Origin of the sequence: Streptomyces thermospinosisporus, from assembly GCF_039526425.1 — a bacterium.
GTDB lineage: Bacteria > Actinomycetota > Actinomycetes > Streptomycetales > Streptomycetaceae > Streptomyces > Streptomyces thermocarboxydovorans.
In genome coordinates this window covers 26,224-42,393 of record NZ_BAAAIZ010000151.1, presented here as the reverse complement: position 1 = coordinate 42,393, position 16,170 = coordinate 26,224, and the positions used below count along the sequence as shown (strand labels likewise).

Here is a 16,170-nt window from a genome sequence, read left to right as displayed (position 1 = left end):
GCGAAGCCGCCGGCGATCCCGGCGGAGATCACCAGGGCGTAGGGGCGGCCGTCCAGCGCGGCGGCGGTGAGCGCGGCGGCGGTGGAGGCGGCGGCGAGCGCGGGGCCGACCCCGGCGGCGAGGAGGTCGGGGCCGCCGCCGACCCGGCGCAGGGCCGCACCGGGCAGTTCGGTCTCGCGCACCTGCCCCGGGAACGCCCGGGCCACCGCGTCCCGTTCGGCGGGGACCGCGGTGGCCACGAGGATGCGTGCGGACGACGTGATCAGGCGTCCTTCTTCAGCCGGAAGGACCACAGCCCGGTGGCGTCGGTCTCGCCCTCCTTGATCGACACGAGGGTCGAGTCGCCCTGGGCGCCGTACTGCTCGTTGAAGAACACGCTGCCGGGGATGGTCCGGTACGTCTTCGTGCTGGAGTCGGTCAGCGGGCGGCCGTTCATCAGGATCGTCCAGCCCTCGTCGGCGATGTCCGGGTCCACACCGAAGCGCACGGTGGCGTCCGGGTCGACCTTGATCTCCTCGACGCCCTTGTCCTTCAGGCACTTGTTGATGTCGTCGGGCCTGAGCGTCGCACCCTCGCCGCCGCAGGTGGCCTCGGAGCTCACCGAGGAGTCGCCCACGGTGATCGTGGCCAGCGGCGTGGGCTTGTCACAGGCCGACAGGACGAGCAGTCCGGCGGATACGGCGCCGGCGGCGGCGACAGCGCGGCGGCGTCGCACAGCGGATTGCAACCTGGTCATGGCACGAAGGCTATAGGGCGCATCCGGTCCGCTTCCCACGCGGGGTGCGGCGTGGCCGGAGCGTTACGCCACTCGCGGCCGCCGGGCACCCCCGTGCCGGGCCGAACCGATCAGCGCCCGGACGGTGAGCAGCCACCCGGTGCCGACGATGCCCGCGCCGACCGCGAGGCCCAGCGGCCCGATCAGCGGCATGACGATGCCGATGGCGCCGCCCAGTACCCACGACATCTGCAGCAGCGTCTCGGAGCGGGCGAACGCCGAGGTGCGCACCAGTTCCGGCACGTCCCGCTGGATCAGCGCGTCCAGGGACAGTTTGGCCAGCGCCTGCGCGAACCCGGCGATCGCGGCGAGACAGGCGACCAGGAAGGCGCCGAAGAACACCGCCGCGATGACGGCGGCGCCCGCCACGCAGGCCACCACCGTCACGATGATGATCTCCGGGGCGCGGGATCTCAGCCAGGCGCCGACCGCCGTGCCGAGCGCGTTGCCGGTGCCGGCTGCCACGCCCACTATCCCCAGCGACACGGCGGCGCTCTGACCGGTCATCGGATGCTCGCGCAGCAGGAACGCCAGGAAGAAGATCAGGAAGCCGGTGAGGCAGCGAATGGAGGCGTTGGCGCCGAGCGCGTTGATGACGGCCGGGCCGACCGTGCGCAGCCCCGGCCGCTTGACCGGCTTCAGGTGCGGCCCGTGCAGATGCTGGGCGTCCGCGGCGAGCAGGGCGGTGTCCTCGCCCTTCGCGGAGTCCACCTTCGGCGGCAGGGTGAAGGACAGCACCGTCCCCACCACGAAGATCACAAACGCGCCGTAGAGCGGCCAGCGGGGCCCGATCTGCTGCAGCCCGGCGCCGATCGGCGCGGCGATCCCGGTGGCAAGCAGCCCGCCGAGGGTGACCCGTGAGTTCGCCTTGACCAGGGAGAACGTGGGCGGCAGCAGCCTCGGCACCACCGCGCTGCGGACCACTCCGTACGCCTTGGAGGCGACCAGCACGCCGAGCGCCGCCGGATACAGCTGCAGACTGCCGCTGACGACCGCTCCGGACAGCACCAGCGCCAGCAGCGCCCGGGCGAGCATCGCGCCGGCCATCGCCGCGCGGCGGCCGTGCGGCAGCCGGTCCAGCAGCGGGCCGACGACGGGGGCGAGCAGGGTGAAGGGCAGCATGGTGATCGCGAGGTAGAGGGCGACCCGCCCGCGGGCCTCGTCCGTCGGCACGGAGAAGAAGACGGTCGACGCCAGCGCCACGGTGATCATCACGTCGCCGGCGCCGTTCACGCCGTGCAGCTCGATCAGCTTGCCGAGGCCGGACTCCCCGGCGCCGTGCGCATGGGTGGCCTTGCGGATCCCGCGTGCGGCTCCGGTGAACGGGAGATGCAGCGCGCGGCCGACCGCACGGAGACGGCCCGCCCGCCTTCCCTTGACCCCTTTCGGCCCACCGCTCCCGGTGGCGCCGCGGGGTGTCCTCGCGGTAGCCACGACGCCATAGTGCCCCGAGAAGCGGCTCCCTAGTGCTTCATCGGCCGGGACGCGGCGGCGGTGCGGCTGTCCGGCGCAACGGCGACGGCGGCTGATGACGGCTGACGGCGGCCGGCGGCGTGCCGGGCGGCGCGCGGACGGCGAGATCAACCGTCGGTGTAGGCCCAGCGGACGCGAGAAGGTAGCGTGCGTATCTCAGCCATCCCGCAGAATGGATGGAGGCGCGCCCGAGCACGATTCGGCGCGGACGTCGACGCGGTCCACCGGTCCGCTCCGTCCGCCCCCCGCGCTTGAGCGGCGCACTCGTGAGACGGCGTAGGAGAGAAGCGATACCTGTGAGCGCAGCAACGCGAAGCCGGACCCCCGACCGTCTGTGCGCCGAGGCGGTCGACCTCGCGCGCGCCGCAGCCGAGGAAGCCGCCGCGCCCGGGGTCGTGGGCGAGTACGAGGGTTGCGTCTCCGAGGGCGACCGGGTCGTCACGCACTTCTTCGAGTGCAAGGAACTCGGCTACCGCGGCTGGCGCTGGGCCGTCACCGTCGCCCGCGCCTCCCGCGCCAGGATCGTCACGGTGGACGAGGCGGTGCTGCTGCCCGGCCCCGACGCGCTGCTCGCACCCGAGTGGGTGCCGTGGAGCGAGCGGCTGCGCCCCGGGGACCTCGGGCCCGGCGACCTGCTCCCCACCGACGCGGAGGACCTGCGGCTCGAACCCGGCTACACGGGCGCGGACGAGGTCCCGCCCAACTCGGTGCTCTCCGAGGAGATCGCCGACCTGGCCGAGGCGGAGGACGCGGAGGTCACCCCGGGCACGCCCGCGCACCAGCCCGCCCCGGCGCGCGGCTCGATCGCCGCGGTCGCCGAGGAACTGGGCCTGGGCCGCGCCCGCGTGCTGTCCCGCTACGGCCTGCACAGCGCGGCGGACCGCTGGGAGGAGGCGTTCGGCCCCAAGACCCCGATGGCCCAGGCGGCCCCCGCCTCCTGCGTCAGCTGCGGCTTCCTCGTCCCCATCGGCGGCTCCCTCGGCCAGGCCTTCGGCATCTGCGCCAACGAGTACTCCCCGGCCGACGGCCACGTGGTCTCCCTCGCCTACGGCTGCGGCGGCCACTCCGAGGCGGCGGTCATGCCGAAGCCGCCGCGCCCGGCCCCGCCGGTCATCGACGAGACCCGGGTCGACCCCTTCCCCCTCCGCCCGTCCCCCGACTCCGGCTCCGTCCCCTCCACGGAGGACGAGGACTCGGCGGAACTGGGGCACTCGTAGAGCGGGCGGTCACTCAGGGGCGGGGGGTCACTCGTCTCCGAAGATCTGCTCTGCCTCGGTCGCGATCACTGCTCGGGCGAGCCATTGGCGCAGGATCTCGGGGTCGTGGCATTCCAGGACACGGCTGCGTACGGCGTCGGGGATGTCGAGGCCGCGCTGCTCGAGGACAAGCAGAACGTCTTGGGCGCCTCTGTGGATCTCGCCCTCAGTGCGGATCTCCTCGGCGATGTACGACTTGTAGAAGGAGAGGTCCACGGCCACCAGGTTCCTCCAGAGATCCTTGGCCGGGCTTCTTGCCAGGCCTTGAGCGGTGAATTCGATGATGGGATCCGCGACGGCTTCCGGCGCGTCCTGCAACGCGGCGGACAGGGCCTTCGGTATCCCATTGACGGCCGGCTCGGCGGCGTGAGTGATGGCCGCCAGGCTGGCCAGGACGAGATCGGCGCGGGCTTCCTCCGGGTCGGTGATGACCGGCATGTTGTGCGGGCCGGCGACCAGGGGTCGCAGGGTGAGCGTGGGCACCTGGGCGGGCCCGCTGCTGACCTGCTGCCCCGCCCACTTGGCGGTGGTGTGGTCCTGGCAGACCACCAGGAGCGCGGTGGGCAGCCGGTACTTCGTCCACAGGTACGAGACGTAGCAGGCCCAGCTCGCCTGCTTCTCCGGGTGCTTCTTCCCCTGGGCCTCGACGGCCAGGAGGAAGGCTCCTTGCTCGGCGGTCTCCAGACGCAGCAGCGTGTCGACCCGGCGTTCGACGGGGCTCGCTTCGGTGAGGTCGGTCGGGAGGATCGCGGCGCCCACCGGGGGTGGCATGTCGACACCCAGGAAGCGCGAGACACGGCTGAAGAGGCCGGGGTCGTGCTGGAAGATGCGATGCATCGCCTCGTGCGGCGGACTGACCATGCGCTTCCTTGCTTCTTGCATATGCCACGGGGAACTCGGAGCGAGCGTAGGGGAGTTGTCCGGGGCGGCGTGCGGGTGATCGCGGGAGGTTCACCCGGGCGAGTGAGGGGTGATCGCCGGGCCTGTCCGCGACCAGGGCCGACCCGGCACCGGTGCTCGCCCGCCGGCCTGCGCTGCGGATCTTGGTGGGTGTGGCCGCCGGGGCGGTACCTTCGACCACACGCGCCGATGTGGGCCCCGGAGGAGAGATCAACGTGAGCATGTTCGTGCGGCCCGCCGCAGAGGGGGCCGATCCGTTCGGGACGGCCCGGTTGCGGCGAGGGGTGCTGGACGCCTGGGCCACCAGCCCCGCGCGGTTCCGGGAGGACGCCAACGCCGAGGAGGACCTGGTCCTCGGCGGCTACCGGGACCGGCTCGTCGTCGAACTCGCGCAGAACGCCGCCGACGCCGCCGCCCGCGCCCAAGTGCCGGGCCGGCTCCGGCTGACCCTGCGGGACGGAGTGCTGGTCGCCGCCAACACCGGCGCCCCGCTGGACGCCGCCGGAGTCGAGTCGCTGTCCACCCTGCGCGCCTCCGCCAAGCGGGACGAGCCGGAGCGGGCCGTGGGACGGTTCGGCGTCGGCTTCGCCGCCGTGCTCGCCGTCTCCGACGAGCCCGCCGTCGTCGGACGGCACGGCGGTGTGCGCTGGTCCCTCGCCGAGGCGCGGGAACTGGCCCAGGAGACCGCCCGGCACAGCCCCGGCCTCGGCGACGAGATCCGGCGCCGCGACGGACATGTGCCCCTGCTGCGGCTGCCCTTCGCCGCCGAGGGCACCCCGCCCGCCCCGTACGACACCGCCGTCATCCTGCCGCTGCGCGACGCCGCGGCCGCCGACCTCGCCGAGCGGCTGCTGAACGCCGTCGACGATGCGCTGCTGCTCACCCTGCCCGGGCTCGAGGAGGTCGTCGTCGAGACCGGCGACGACCAGCCCCGCACGCTGCGGCGGCGCGCCGAGGCCGGCCTCACCGTCGTGGAGGACTCCCGGGACGGGACCACCCGGTGGCGCACCGCCACCGCGCACGGCCCGATCGCCCCCGAGCTGCTCGCCGACCGGCCCGTCGAGGAGCGGCTGCGCCCGCACTGGTCGGTGACCTGGGCCGTCCCCGCCGACGACGACGGCAGCCCCGGCCGCCCCCGCACCAGCCCCGTCCTGCACGCCCCCACGCCCAGCGACGAGCCGCTCGGCGTCCCGGCCCTGCTCATCGCCTCCTTCCCGCTCGACTTCACCCGGCGGCACGCCGCCTCCGGCCCGCTCACCGACTTCCTCGTCGAGCGCGCCGCCGACACCTACGCCGAACTCCTCGCCGAGTGGCGGCCCGTGACCACCGGGATCATCGACCTGGTGCCCGGCCCGCTCGGCAGGGGCGAGCTGGACGGGGCGCTGCGCCGGGCGATCCTGGAACGGCTGCCGCGCACCGCGTTCCTGCCGCCGGCCGTCCCGCCCGGCGAGGGGGGCGACGACAGCGAGCTGCCGGAGGCACTGCGCCCGCGGGACGCCGAGATCGTCGAGGGCGCGGGCTCGGACACCGTACGGGTGCTGGCCCAGGTGCTGCCGACGCTGCTGCCCGCCGGTCTGGAGCGGCGGGTCGAGCTGCGCACGCTCGGCGTCGCCCGCATCCCGCTCACCGACGCGATCGACCGGCTCGCCGGCCTGGAGAAGGCCCCCGACTGGTGGCGGCGCCTCTACGAGAGCCTCGCCGGCGTCGACCCCGACCGGCTGTCCGGGCTGCCGGTGCCGCTGGCCGACGGGCGCACCACCATCGGGCCGCGGCAGGTGCTCCTGCCGGGCCCGGACGCCGCGCGGATCGACCCGGAGGTGCTGGGCCGGCTCGGCCTGAAGGTCGCCCACCCGGACGCCGCGCACCCCCTGCTGGAGAAGCTCGGCGCGCTCCCGGCGACCCCGCGCGCCGTGCTCACCACCCCGCAGGTGCGGGCCGCCGTCGCCGCCTCGCTGGACGACGAGGGGCCGCTGAACTGGGAGGAGGAGGGCCTCGACGCCGAGGAACTCGCCGACCTCGTGCTGGGCCTGGTGCGGGACGCGGGCCTGGAACCCGGCGACGAGCCCTGGCTGGGCGCCCTGGCGCTGCCCGACGAGGACGGCGAGCTGTCCCCCGCCTGCGAACTGGTCTTCCCCGGCGGCCCCTTCGCCTCCGTGATGCGCGAGGGCGAACTCGCCGCCGTCGACGCCGAGCTGGCCGAACGGTGGGGCGAGCAGCCGCTGGCCGCCTGCGGCGTCCTGGTGAACTTCACCCTGATCCGCGCCACCGACGTCGTCCTCGACCCCGACGAACTCGAGCCGCGCGAGGGCGACTACCCCGAGCCGGACGACGCGGGACTGCTGGACGCGGTGGACGTGTGGTGCGAGGACATCCTCGACCGCTTCCCCGACACGCCCGTGCCGCCGGTCGCCACCGAGATCGTCGCCGTCCGCGACCTGGACCTGGTCGACGACGACCAGTGGCCCCGCGCCCTCGCCCTGCTGTCCCGCCCGCCGCTGCGGGACGCGCTGACCCAGCCGGTGCGGATCCTGCTGCCGGACGGCACCCACGAGGTCGTACGGCCCTACACCGCCTGGTGGCTGCGCGGCCACCCCGTGCTCGACGGACGCCGCCCGGCCGGCCTGCGCGCCGCCGGCGGCGACCCGCTGCTGCGCGGGCTGTACGACGAGGCCGACGCGACCGGCTTCGACGACGAGCAGGTGCTGCGCGCGCTGGGCGTGCGCACCTCCGTGTCGGCCCTGCTCGACGAGCCGGGCGGCGCGGCCGAACTCCTTGACCGCCTCGCCGACCCCGACCGCGAGGTCACCGCACCCCAACTGCACGCCCTGTACACCGCGCTGGCCGAACTGGACCCCGAGCAGGTGACCCTGCCGGACGAGCTGCGCGCGGTCGTCGACGGGGAAGTGCGGGTCGTGGACGCGGCCGACGCGGTGGTCGTCGACTCGCCCGACCTGCTCCCCTTCACCGAGGGCGTCCCCCTCCTCCCGGTCCGCCCCACCCGCGCCGCCGAACTCGCCGAACTCTTCCAGGTGCGCCGCCTGAGCGAGTCCGTCACCGGCGAGGTGCACAGCAAGGGCACGGAGCACGAGGTCCCGGACTCCGTACGCGTCCTGCTCGGCCCGCGCACGCCCTCCTCCTACGTCGAGCACGAGGAACTCGTCGTCGACGGCATCGAGATCGACTGGCGCCTCACCGACGACGGCGTCGTCCACGCCGCCACCCTCGAGGGCGTCGCCGCAGGCCTCGCCTGGGCAGCCGGCCAGTGGCCCCGCCGCTTCGAGGTGGCAGCCCTCCTGGAGGACCCGTCCCGCACGGAGGAACTGGCCCGGGACCGCTGGTTCGACTGAGGCCGGGCACTGAGATGCCCCGCCGGCGTGCGCCGGCGGGGCATCCAGGGGCTTGCCTCCGCTTTCTCGGTCAGTCGCGGAGGTGCTGGTGATGGCCTCGTGCCAGTGTCAGACCGCCATCGACCGCGCGCAGGCGTCGTGGTCCCACCTCAGCCTGATGTCTTCGTCCGGGTACCGATCCCGCACGGCGGACGGCGCGCGGCGGACGCGGCATGCGGCCCGCCGGCCGACCGGGGTCAGGCGGGGAAGCGGCGGTCCACCCACCTCCACACGAACTCCAGGGTGACCGCCGCCGCGACCGCCACGCCCACCGCGATCCACGGCAGCGTCATGCCGACCAGCTTCAGGGCGAAGAACTCCTGCAGCCACGGCACCGCCAGCACCAGCAGGAAGGCTCCTGCCATCGCCGCGACCAGGGCGATGCGCCACCAGGTGCAGGGGCGGGCGATGACCGCCAGGACCCAGATGGAGATCAGGAAGAGGGTCAGGGTCGCCGCGCTGGTCTCCGCCTCCAGGGCGCCCTCGCCGGAGTAGTGGGCGCGGGCCAGCAGGTACGTCGCGAAGGTGGCGAGCGCGGCCAGTACTCCGCCGGGGATGGCGTACCGCATGACCCTGCGGACGAAGTGGGGGCGGGCCCGCTCGCGGTTGGGGGCAAGGGCCAGGAAGAACGCCGGGACGCCGATGGTCAGCGTGGACAGCAGGGTCAGATGGCGGGGCAGGAACGGGTACTCCACCTGCGAGCAGACCACCAGGATGGCCAGCAGCACCGAGTACACCGTCTTCACCAGGAACAGCGTCGCCACCCGCGTGATGTTGCCGATGACCCGGCGGCCCTCCGCCACCACCGACGGCAGCGTGGCGAAGCTGTTGTTCAGCAGCACGATCTGCGCGACGGCCCGGGTCGCCTCCGATCCCGAGCCCATCGCCACGCCGATGTCCGCGTCCTTCAGCGCCAGCACGTCGTTCACGCCGTCGCCGGTCATCGCCACGGTGTGCCCGTGCGACTGCAGCGCGCCCACCATGTTCCGCTTCTGCTGCGGGGTGACCCGGCCGAAGACGGTCGCCTCGTCCAGCGCCTCGGCCATCTCGTCCCGGTCGGCGGGCAGCCGGCGTGCGTCGACCGTCCTGCCCTCCAGGCCGAGCTTCGAGGCGACCGCCCCGACCGACACCGCGTTGTCGCCGGAGATGACCTTGGCGCGGACGTTCTGCTCCTCGAAGTAGCGCAGGGTGTCGGCGGCGTCCGGGCGCAGCCGCTGCTCCAGCACCACCAGCGCGGCCGGCCGGGCGCCCTCGGCGACGTCCTCGGCGGACAGGGCCCGGCCGGTGCGGGCCAGCAGCAGCACCCGCAGCCCCCGCCGGTTGAGGCGGTCGGTGTCCTTCAGCGCCGGGTGGCCGGCGGCCAGCAGGACGTCGGGCGCCCCGAGCAGCCAGGTCACGGTCCCGCCGCGGCCGCCGTCCTCCTCGAGCACGGCCCCGCTGTACTTGCGGGCGGAGGAGAAGGGCAGCGCCTCGGTGCAGCGCCGGCCGCCGGCCGCCGGGTAGCGGTCGATGATCGCCCGGAGGGAGGCGTTGGGGCGGGGGTCGGAGGCGCCGAGCGCCCCGAGCACCCCGTGGACGTACGGCTCCTCGTACCCGTCGAAGACCCGCAGCTCGGTGACGTCCATGCCGCCCTCGGTCAGGGTGCCGGTCTTGTCCAGGCACACCGTGTCGACCCGCGCCAGCCCCTCGATGGCGGGCAGCTCCTGCACCAGGCACTGCTTGCGGCCGAGCCGGATCACACCGATCGCGAAGGCGATGGAGGTGAGCAGCACCAGCCCTTCCGGGACCATCGGCACGATGCCGCCGACGGTGCGGGCGATGGAGTCCTTCAGCTCGTTGTCCTTCACCACCAGCTGGCTGATGATCAGGCCGATCGCGGTCGGGATCATCATCCAGGTCACGTACTTGAGGATCGTGGAGATGCCCGAGCGCAGCTCGGAGTGGACCAGGGTGAAGCGGGAGGCCTCCTCGGCGAGCCGCGCCGCGTATGCCGCGCGGCCCACCTTGGTCGCCTGGAAGGCGCCGCCGCCCGCGACCACGAAGCTTCCGGACAGCACCTGGTCCCCGGGCCGTTTGACCACCGGGTCGGCCTCGCCGGTGAGCAGCGACTCGTCGATCTCCAGCATGTCGGTCTCGACGCACACCCCGTCGACGACGATCTTGACGCCCGGCCCGATCTCGATGAGGTCGTCGAGCACGATCCCGGACGTGCTGACCTCGGTGGCCGTCCCGTCCCTGCGCACCGTGGGCCGCACCTCGCCGATCAGCGCCAGCGAGTCCAGGGTCTTCTTCGCCCGCCACTCCTGCACGATGCCGATGCCGGTGTTGGCGAGGATCACGAAGCCGAACAGGCTGTCCTGGATGGGCGCGACCACCAGCGTGATCACCCAGAGCACGCCGATGATCGCGTTGAAGCGGGTGAAGACGTTGGCGCGGACGATGTCGGTCAGCGACCGGCTGCTGCGCACCGGCACGTCGTTGACGCGGCCGCGGGCCACCCGCTCGGCGACCTCGGCGGAGGTCAGTCCGGTCGCCGGAGTGATGCGGAAGCCGGCTCGCGCGACGTCGGCCTGGGTGCCCGCGTCGAGATGCGTCATGCATTCGACGGTACGTGCGGACGGGGGCATTCACCCGCCGGAGGCGCGGAGTTCAGACCACGGTGGGACGGGCCTCGGGGCCTTGTCGTGCCGTGGTCGTACGACGGGGGCAGGCGGTGGGCCGACGGGCAGTCACGAGGAGGCGGACTGCCGCTCCTCGCGCTCCGCCTGCGCCCGCTTGATCGCCGCGTCCCGCTTGCGCACGTACCAGATGCCGATCAGCCCGAGTCCGCCGCCGGCCAGGCAGGTCCACAGCCACCAGGTGTGGCCGTGCTCTTCGAACCAGCTGTAGAAGGGCAGCTGCACCAGGAAGAGGACGAACCAGACGATCGTGCCGCCGACGACGGTGCCGACGACCGGCCCCTCCAGGGGCTCCGGCGCCTCGTGCCTGATCGGGGTACCCGAGAAAAGCCCTGCCATGAGCGACAGCTTACGGGGCCTGCCTCTCTACGCGAGTAGATGGATTTGCGGCCGCCATATGTTCATACTGAATCCGTTTGTCTCTGACCACTTCTGTTCGTAGGAAACACCAAAGGGTCTTGGGGGAGGCCCGCTGGTGATGAGGTCCCGCATGTCCACCTCGGCCCCCGCCAAGGCCCCCAGCCCCGACCAGCCGGGGTCCGGCCCGGCGTCCGGAGCGCTCGACCGTTTCTTCAAGATCTCCGAGCGCGGCAGCACCCTCGCCCGCGAGGTCCGCGGCGGTTTCGCCACCTTCTTCGCGATGGCCTACATCATCGTGCTGAACCCGATCATCCTGGGCAGCGCGAAGGACATGTACGGCCACCAGCTGGACAACGGCCAGCTGGTCACCGCGACCGCGCTGACGGCGGCGTTCGCCACGCTGCTGATGGGCGTCATCGGCAACGTCCCGATCGCGCTGGCCGCGGGGCTCGGCGTGAACTCGGTCGTCGCGCTCCAGCTCGCCCCGCGGATGTCCTGGCCGGACGCCATGGGCATGGTGGTGCTGGCCGGTTTCGTGGTGATGCTGCTGGTCGCCACCGGTCTGCGCGAGCGCGTGATGAACGCCGTGCCCTACGGGCTGCGCAAGGCCATCGCGATCGGTATCGGCCTGTTCATCATGCTGATCGGCCTGGTGGACGCCGGCTTCGTCTCCCGCATCCCCGACGCCGCCCAGACCACCGTCCCGCTGCAGCTCGGCGCGGACGGTCACCTCACCGGCTGGCCGGTGCTGGTCTTCGTGCTCGGCGCGCTGCTCACGCTGGCGCTGATCGTGCGCCGGGTGCCGGGCGCGATCCTGCTGTCGATCGTGGTGATGACGGTCGTCGCCATGATCATCAACGCCTTCGCCGACATCCCCTCCTGGGGTCTGACCAGCCCGACCTGGCCCGGCAACCCGGTGGCGACCCCTGACTTCGGCCTGATCGGCGAGGTCAGCCTGTTCGGCGGGTTCGGCAAGGTCGGGGTGCTGACGGGCGTGCTGTTCGTCTTCACCGTGCTGCTGTCGTGCTTCTTCGACGCGATGGGCACGATCATGGGCGTCTCCGACGAGGCCAGGCTGACCGACGGCGAGGGCCAGATGCCCGGCATCAACAAGGTGCTCTTCGTCGACGGCATCGCGGTCGCCGCGGGCGGCGCCGGCTCGGCCTCGGCCACCACCTGCTTCGTGGAGTCCACCGCCGGTGTCGGCGAGGGCGCGCGCACCGGCTTCGCCAATGTGATCACCGGTGCGCTGTTCGCCGTGGCGCTGTTCCTCACGCCGGTCGCCACCATGGTCCCGTCGCAGGCGGCCACGCCCGCGCTGGTCGCGGTGGGCTTCCTGATCCTGGCGGGGTCGGTCAAGGAGATCGACTGGGCGGACTACACGATCGCCGTCCCGGCCTTCGTGACGATGCTGATGATGCCGTTCACCTACTCGATCACCAACGGCATCGGGATGGGCTTCATCACCTTCGTGGTGCTGCGCCTGGCGGTCGGGCGCGGCCGGGAGGTCCCGCCGGCGATGTACGTGGTGGCGGCGGTGTTCGCCTTCTACTACCTGATGCCGGCACTGGGCCTGACCTGACCGGCGGGGTCCCCGCCCGCGCCCTCGGCAGGGCTCAGGTGACCCCGTAGAACTTCTCCGTCTCCTCGACGGCGGCCTGGAACCGCTGGTCGAAGTCATCGCGCATGAGCGTCCGGACGACATAGTCCTGGACGCTCATGCCGCGTCTGGCGGCATGCTCCTTGAGCCGTTCGAGCAGTTCGTGGTCTATGCGGAGGCTGAGCACTTCGGTCCCCATGGCTCATGAGCGTTGCCGCACCCTTCGGTGCGGTGTGTCAGGTTCCGTTGAAGGATCACCCATATGAGTGATCCGGTGTCTGAGTGGCGGTCGTCACGGGCATCCATGGACTTCTCCAGTGGTCCTTAGCCAGGGTAATGAGATAACCTAAACAACATGCCGGACCTCAGCCATGGCGACGACGCGGCCGCCGTGAACGCACTCCGATCCGCCGTGATGCGGCTGTCCCGTCGGCTCAAGCACCAGCGGGTCGACGAGTCGCTCAGCCCCACCGAGATGTCGGTGCTGGGCACCCTGGCCCGCTGCGGCAGCGCCACCCCGGGCGAGCTCGCCCGCAAGGAACACGTCCAGCCGCCGTCGATGACCCGCATCGTGGCGCTGCTGGAGTCCAAGGGGCTGGTCCGGCTGGAGCCACATCCGGACGACCGGCGCCAGAAGGTCGTGACGCAGACCGAGCGGGCAGAGGCGATGCTCGAGGAGAGCCGCCGCAAGCGCAACGCCTTCCTGGCCTCCCTGGTGGAGGAGCTCGACGAGGAGGAGTGGGCCAAGCTGCGCGTCGCGGCCCCGGTGCTGGAGAAGCTGGCGCACCTGTAGGACGTCGATTCGCGAGGAGGCGAACCTTTTGAGTACGGGACCCGGAGCACCTTCCGCCCCCGCACCGGACACCCGCGAACCCGCCCGCGAGACCACCCCCCGCAAGACGTCGATGTTCTCCTCGCTGAGGATCAGGAACTACCGCCTGTTCTTCCTCGGCCAGGTCGTCTCCAACATCGGCACCTGGATGCAGCGCATCGCCCAGGACTGGCTGGTGCTCAGCCTCACCGGCTCCTCCGCCGCCGTCGGCATCACCACCGCCCTGCAGTTCCTGCCGATGCTGCTGTTCGGCCTGTACGGCGGCGTGCTCGTCGACCGCCTGCGCAAGCGCCCCACGCTTCTCGTCACCCAGTCCGCGATGGCGCTCACCGCGATCGCGCTCGCCGTCCTCACCCTGACCGGGCAGGTGCGGGTCTGGCACGTCTACGTCGCCGCCTGCGCCGTCGGCCTGGCCACCGTGGTCGACAATCCGGCCCGCCAGTCCTTCGTCTCCGAGCTGGTCGGCCCCCGCCGGCTGCAGAACGCGGTCAGCCTGAACTCGGCGAACTTCCAGTCCGCCCGCCTGGTCGGCCCCGCCGTCGCCGGCCTGCTGATCACCGGCGTCGGCACGGGCTGGGCGTTCCTCCTCAACGGCCTGTCCTTCGTGGCGCCGCTCACCGGCCTGCTGCTGATGCGCTCCCGTGAGCTGCACGCCGTGGAGCGCGCGCCGCGCGGCAAGGGCCAGCTGCGCGAGGGCCTGCGCTATGTGGCCGGCCGCCCCGAGCTGATCTGGCCCATCGTGCTGATCGGCTTCATCGGCACCTTCGCCTTCAACTTCCCCGTCTACCTCTCCGCCTTCGCCGACGACGTCTTCCACGGGGACGCGGGCGTCTACAGCATGTTCAACACGCTGATGGCGGTCGGTTCGCTGGCCGGCGCCCTGCTCGCCGCCCGCCGCGGCACGGCCCGGCTGCGCCTGCTGATCCTGGCCGCGCTGGCCTTCGGCACGCTGGAGATCCTCGCCGCGGCCGCCCCCGAGCTGTGGATGTTCGCCCTGCTGATGATCCCGATCGGCCTGTTCGCGATGACGGTCAACGTCACCACGAACACCTCCATCCAGATGTCCACCGACCCGGCCGTCCGGGGCCGCGTCGTGGCCCTCTACATGATGGTCTTCCTCGGCGGCTCCCCGGTCGGCGCGCCCGTCGTCGGCTGGCTCACCGACACCTACGGCGCCCGCATCGGCTTCGCCGCCGGCGGTGCCGTCGCCATCACCGCCGCCGCCGTCATCGGCCTGATCCTGGCCCGCGTGGGCAACCTCCGCCTCACCATCGGCTGGCACCACGGCCACCCCCACATCCGCTTCGTCCCGAGGGAGCAGCGCGAGGAGGAGCTGGCCCGGGCGGTGTAGCGGACGGGTGGCCGGCCGGGCGCGCCGGTCAGTCGCGGGGGAAGTCGTCGGTCTTGAGGACGAGGCCGACGGGGGTGTCGGTGAGGTCGATGTCGACGCCGAAGCCGAAGCTGACGCTGCTGTGGTACTTGCCGTCCTGCGGCAGGGTGTGCAGGTGCCATTCACCGGCGTACGGGTCGACGATCAGATACACGGGGACGCCGGCCGCCGCGTAGGTGTCCTTCTTGGGCCCGTAGTCGTTGGACGCGGTGTCCTTGGAGATGACTTCGGCGACGAACTCGACGTCCTCATGGCGCCAGAGGCCCTTGGCGTCCTTCTGAGCGCCTTCCGCCAGCGCCACGATGTCGGAGGCGAAACCGTTGAGGCGGCCCGGGTAGTCCATGCGGACATCGGACTTGACGCGTTTGCGCGGATACTTGGTCCGCAGCTGGTCGTAGATGTCCGCGATGATGTCCCAGTGGGTGTCCCGCTGCGGCGTCATGAAAATGTGCCCCCCGACGATCTCGGCCTTGTAACCCTCGGGGACGGGCATCCTCTCCAGCCACTCGAACATCATGTCGAGCGTGAGTTCGTCGCCGCTCTCGGCCATCTCGATCCTGTCATCAAGGACGGTCATCGTGGCGCTCCTCCCCGGCTGGCCGCTCGATGCGTACAGCCGCGCAGTACAACGATACGCACGGTGACCGGGTCACCCGGGGCAGACTGGCCCCCATGAGACTGTTCGCTGCCGTGTTGCCGACCGAGGACGTCGTCGCGGAGCTTGCGGCGGAGGTGGCGGCGCTGAAGACGCTGCCGGGGGCCGACGGGCTGCGGTGGACCGGGCAGCCGGGGTGGCACTTCACGCTGGCCTTCTACGGGGAGGTCGACGAGGAGCTGGTGCCCGCGCTGACCGAGCGGCTCGGGCGGGCCGCGTCCCGTACGGAGCCGTTCGCGCTGGCGCTCAGCGGCGGGGGTCAGTTCGGGCGCGGGAGGGCCCTGTGGGCCGGGGCGGACGGCGATGTGCGGGCCCTCGGGGTGCTCGCCGGACGGGCCGAGTCGGCGGCGCGCAAGGCGGGCATCGACATGGGGGAGCACCGCCGGTACAAGCCGCATCTGACGGTGGCCCGCAGCCGGGACGGCATCGACGCCCGGCCCTTCGTCGCGCAGCTGCGCGCGTTCCGCAGCCGTACCTGGACCGTGGCGGAGCTGGCGCTGGTGCGCAGCAACCTGCCGACGTCCGGGGTGCCGGGCGAGCAGCCCCGCTACGAGGCGGTCGCGCGCCGGATGCTCGGGGCGGCCGGTTAGGCTCGAAGGCGTGGACCCGAAGACCCGTAACCGGATCATGGCCGGTGCGCTCGTGCTGATGTTCGTCGTGGTGGCGCTGGCGGCGGTGCTCGGGAACTAGTTCCAGGGCCTGGCTTTCGGATCTTGCCGCCGGTCGCGGGGTCCGGCACGCGCATCTGCGGCGTTGTCGTCGGTTGGCGACTCCCCCGCGCTCGGCTGCGCTCGCGCGGGAGGGACCCCCATCGCGGCGCCGCCCTCCTCCGCCTTGCAGCTGCACGCACCAGACCCCGCTCGGG

At 72.4% G+C, this 16,170-nt stretch carries 13 protein-coding genes and 1 pseudogene; 6 read left to right on the top strand and 8 right to left on the bottom strand.

The annotated features are described in order from the left end of the window. The 3 genes and pseudogenes from ABD207_RS31890 to ABD207_RS31880 form a co-directional block, all read right to left on the bottom strand. Positions 1-239: pseudogene (locus ABD207_RS31890) on the bottom strand (futalosine hydrolase); the annotation flags it as partial. Between the two features lie 23 nt (positions 240-262). Further along, positions 263-715, bottom strand: a complete 453-nt coding sequence (locus ABD207_RS31885) for a DUF2771 domain-containing protein (RefSeq protein ID WP_344016801.1) — start codon at positions 713-715, stop codon at positions 263-265. 84 nt (positions 716-799) lie between these two features. Then, on the bottom strand, positions 800-2,209 hold the full coding sequence (locus tag ABD207_RS31880) for an MFS transporter (protein ID WP_344016800.1): 1,410 nt from the start codon (positions 2,207-2,209) through the stop codon (positions 800-802). A gap of 335 nt (positions 2,210-2,544) precedes the next feature. On the opposite strand from ABD207_RS31880, the gene ABD207_RS31875 reads away from it, so the two are divergent. Further along, positions 2,545-3,465 carry a DUF3027 domain-containing protein gene (locus ABD207_RS31875; RefSeq protein WP_344016799.1) on the top strand — a complete coding sequence of 307 codons (921 nt, stop codon included), beginning with the start codon at positions 2,545-2,547 and terminating at the stop codon, positions 3,463-3,465. A gap of 27 nt (positions 3,466-3,492) precedes the next feature. Here ABD207_RS31875 and ABD207_RS31870 read toward each other — a convergent pair whose 3' ends face one another. Next, positions 3,493-4,365 carry a hypothetical protein gene (locus tag ABD207_RS31870; RefSeq protein WP_344016798.1) on the bottom strand — a complete coding sequence of 291 codons (873 nt, stop codon included), beginning with the start codon at positions 4,363-4,365 and terminating at the stop codon, positions 3,493-3,495. Between the two features lie 254 nt (positions 4,366-4,619). On the opposite strand from ABD207_RS31870, the gene ABD207_RS31865 reads away from it, so the two are divergent. Continuing rightward, a complete protein-coding gene (locus tag ABD207_RS31865; RefSeq protein WP_344016797.1) occupies positions 4,620-7,751 on the top strand; it encodes a sacsin N-terminal ATP-binding-like domain-containing protein in 3,132 nt (1,043 codons plus the stop codon). A gap of 236 nt (positions 7,752-7,987) precedes the next feature. Here ABD207_RS31865 and ABD207_RS31860 read toward each other — a convergent pair whose 3' ends face one another. Next, positions 7,988-10,387: an HAD-IC family P-type ATPase gene (locus ABD207_RS31860; RefSeq protein ID WP_344016796.1), complete on the bottom strand. Its 2,400-nt coding sequence runs from the start codon at positions 10,385-10,387 to the stop codon at positions 7,988-7,990. A 132-nt stretch (positions 10,388-10,519) separates the two neighbouring features. Further along, the gene (locus tag ABD207_RS31855) at positions 10,520-10,807 is read right to left on the bottom strand and encodes a DUF2530 domain-containing protein (RefSeq protein WP_344016795.1); all 288 of its coding nucleotides are present in this window, start codon (positions 10,805-10,807) and stop codon (positions 10,520-10,522) included. A 151-nt stretch (positions 10,808-10,958) separates the two neighbouring features. On the opposite strand from ABD207_RS31855, the gene ABD207_RS31850 reads away from it, so the two are divergent. Beyond that, positions 10,959-12,410: an NCS2 family permease gene (locus tag ABD207_RS31850; RefSeq protein ID WP_344016794.1), complete on the top strand. Its 1,452-nt coding sequence runs from the start codon at positions 10,959-10,961 to the stop codon at positions 12,408-12,410. 34 nt (positions 12,411-12,444) lie between these two features. Here the strand turns inward: ABD207_RS31850 and ABD207_RS31845 are convergent, their stop codons facing one another. After that, positions 12,445-12,627, bottom strand: coding sequence for a ribbon-helix-helix protein, CopG family (locus ABD207_RS31845; protein WP_344016793.1), 183 nt, complete (start codon positions 12,625-12,627; stop codon positions 12,445-12,447). Between the two features lie 156 nt (positions 12,628-12,783). On the opposite strand from ABD207_RS31845, the gene ABD207_RS31840 reads away from it, so the two are divergent. After that, positions 12,784-13,221, top strand: coding sequence for a MarR family winged helix-turn-helix transcriptional regulator (locus tag ABD207_RS31840; RefSeq protein ID WP_343999019.1), 438 nt, complete (start codon positions 12,784-12,786; stop codon positions 13,219-13,221). 28 nt (positions 13,222-13,249) lie between these two features. Continuing rightward, complete coding sequence (locus ABD207_RS31835; RefSeq protein ID WP_344016791.1) at positions 13,250-14,611, top strand: MFS transporter; 1,362 nt, start codon at positions 13,250-13,252, stop codon at positions 14,609-14,611. Between the two features lie 28 nt (positions 14,612-14,639). On the opposite strand, the gene ABD207_RS31830 is transcribed toward ABD207_RS31835, so the two are convergent. Then, positions 14,640-15,227, bottom strand: a complete 588-nt coding sequence (locus ABD207_RS31830; RefSeq protein ID WP_344016790.1) for a Uma2 family endonuclease — start codon at positions 15,225-15,227, stop codon at positions 14,640-14,642. Between the two features lie 95 nt (positions 15,228-15,322). Here ABD207_RS31830 and thpR point away from each other — a divergent pair, with 95 nt between their 5' ends. Further along, positions 15,323-15,895: an RNA 2',3'-cyclic phosphodiesterase gene (thpR, locus tag ABD207_RS31825; protein ID WP_344016789.1), complete on the top strand. Its 573-nt coding sequence runs from the start codon at positions 15,323-15,325 to the stop codon at positions 15,893-15,895. The last annotated feature ends 275 nt before the right edge of the window (positions 15,896-16,170 follow it).

Bases quoted from the DNA above. Each gene is read 5' to 3' on its own strand.
- ABD207_RS31845 (WP_344016793.1), bottom strand. From the start codon at position 12,627: ATGGGGACCGAAGTGCTCAGCCTCCGCATAGACCACGAACTGCTCGAA.
- ABD207_RS31860 (WP_344016796.1), bottom strand. From the start codon at position 10,387: ATGACGCATCTCGACGCGGGCACCCAGGCCGACGTCGCGCGAGCCGGC.
- ABD207_RS31850 (WP_344016794.1), top strand. From the start codon at position 10,959: ATGTCCACCTCGGCCCCCGCCAAGGCCCCCAGCCCCGACCAGCCGGGG.
- ABD207_RS31855 (WP_344016795.1), bottom strand. From the start codon at position 10,807: ATGGCAGGGCTTTTCTCGGGTACCCCGATCAGGCACGAGGCGCCGGAG.
- ABD207_RS31840 (WP_343999019.1), top strand. From the start codon at position 12,784: ATGCCGGACCTCAGCCATGGCGACGACGCGGCCGCCGTGAACGCACTC.
- ABD207_RS31830 (WP_344016790.1), bottom strand. From the start codon at position 15,227: ATGACCGTCCTTGATGACAGGATCGAGATGGCCGAGAGCGGCGACGAA.
- thpR (WP_344016789.1), top strand. From the start codon at position 15,323: ATGAGACTGTTCGCTGCCGTGTTGCCGACCGAGGACGTCGTCGCGGAG.
- ABD207_RS31870 (WP_344016798.1), bottom strand. From the start codon at position 4,365: ATGGTCAGTCCGCCGCACGAGGCGATGCATCGCATCTTCCAGCACGAC.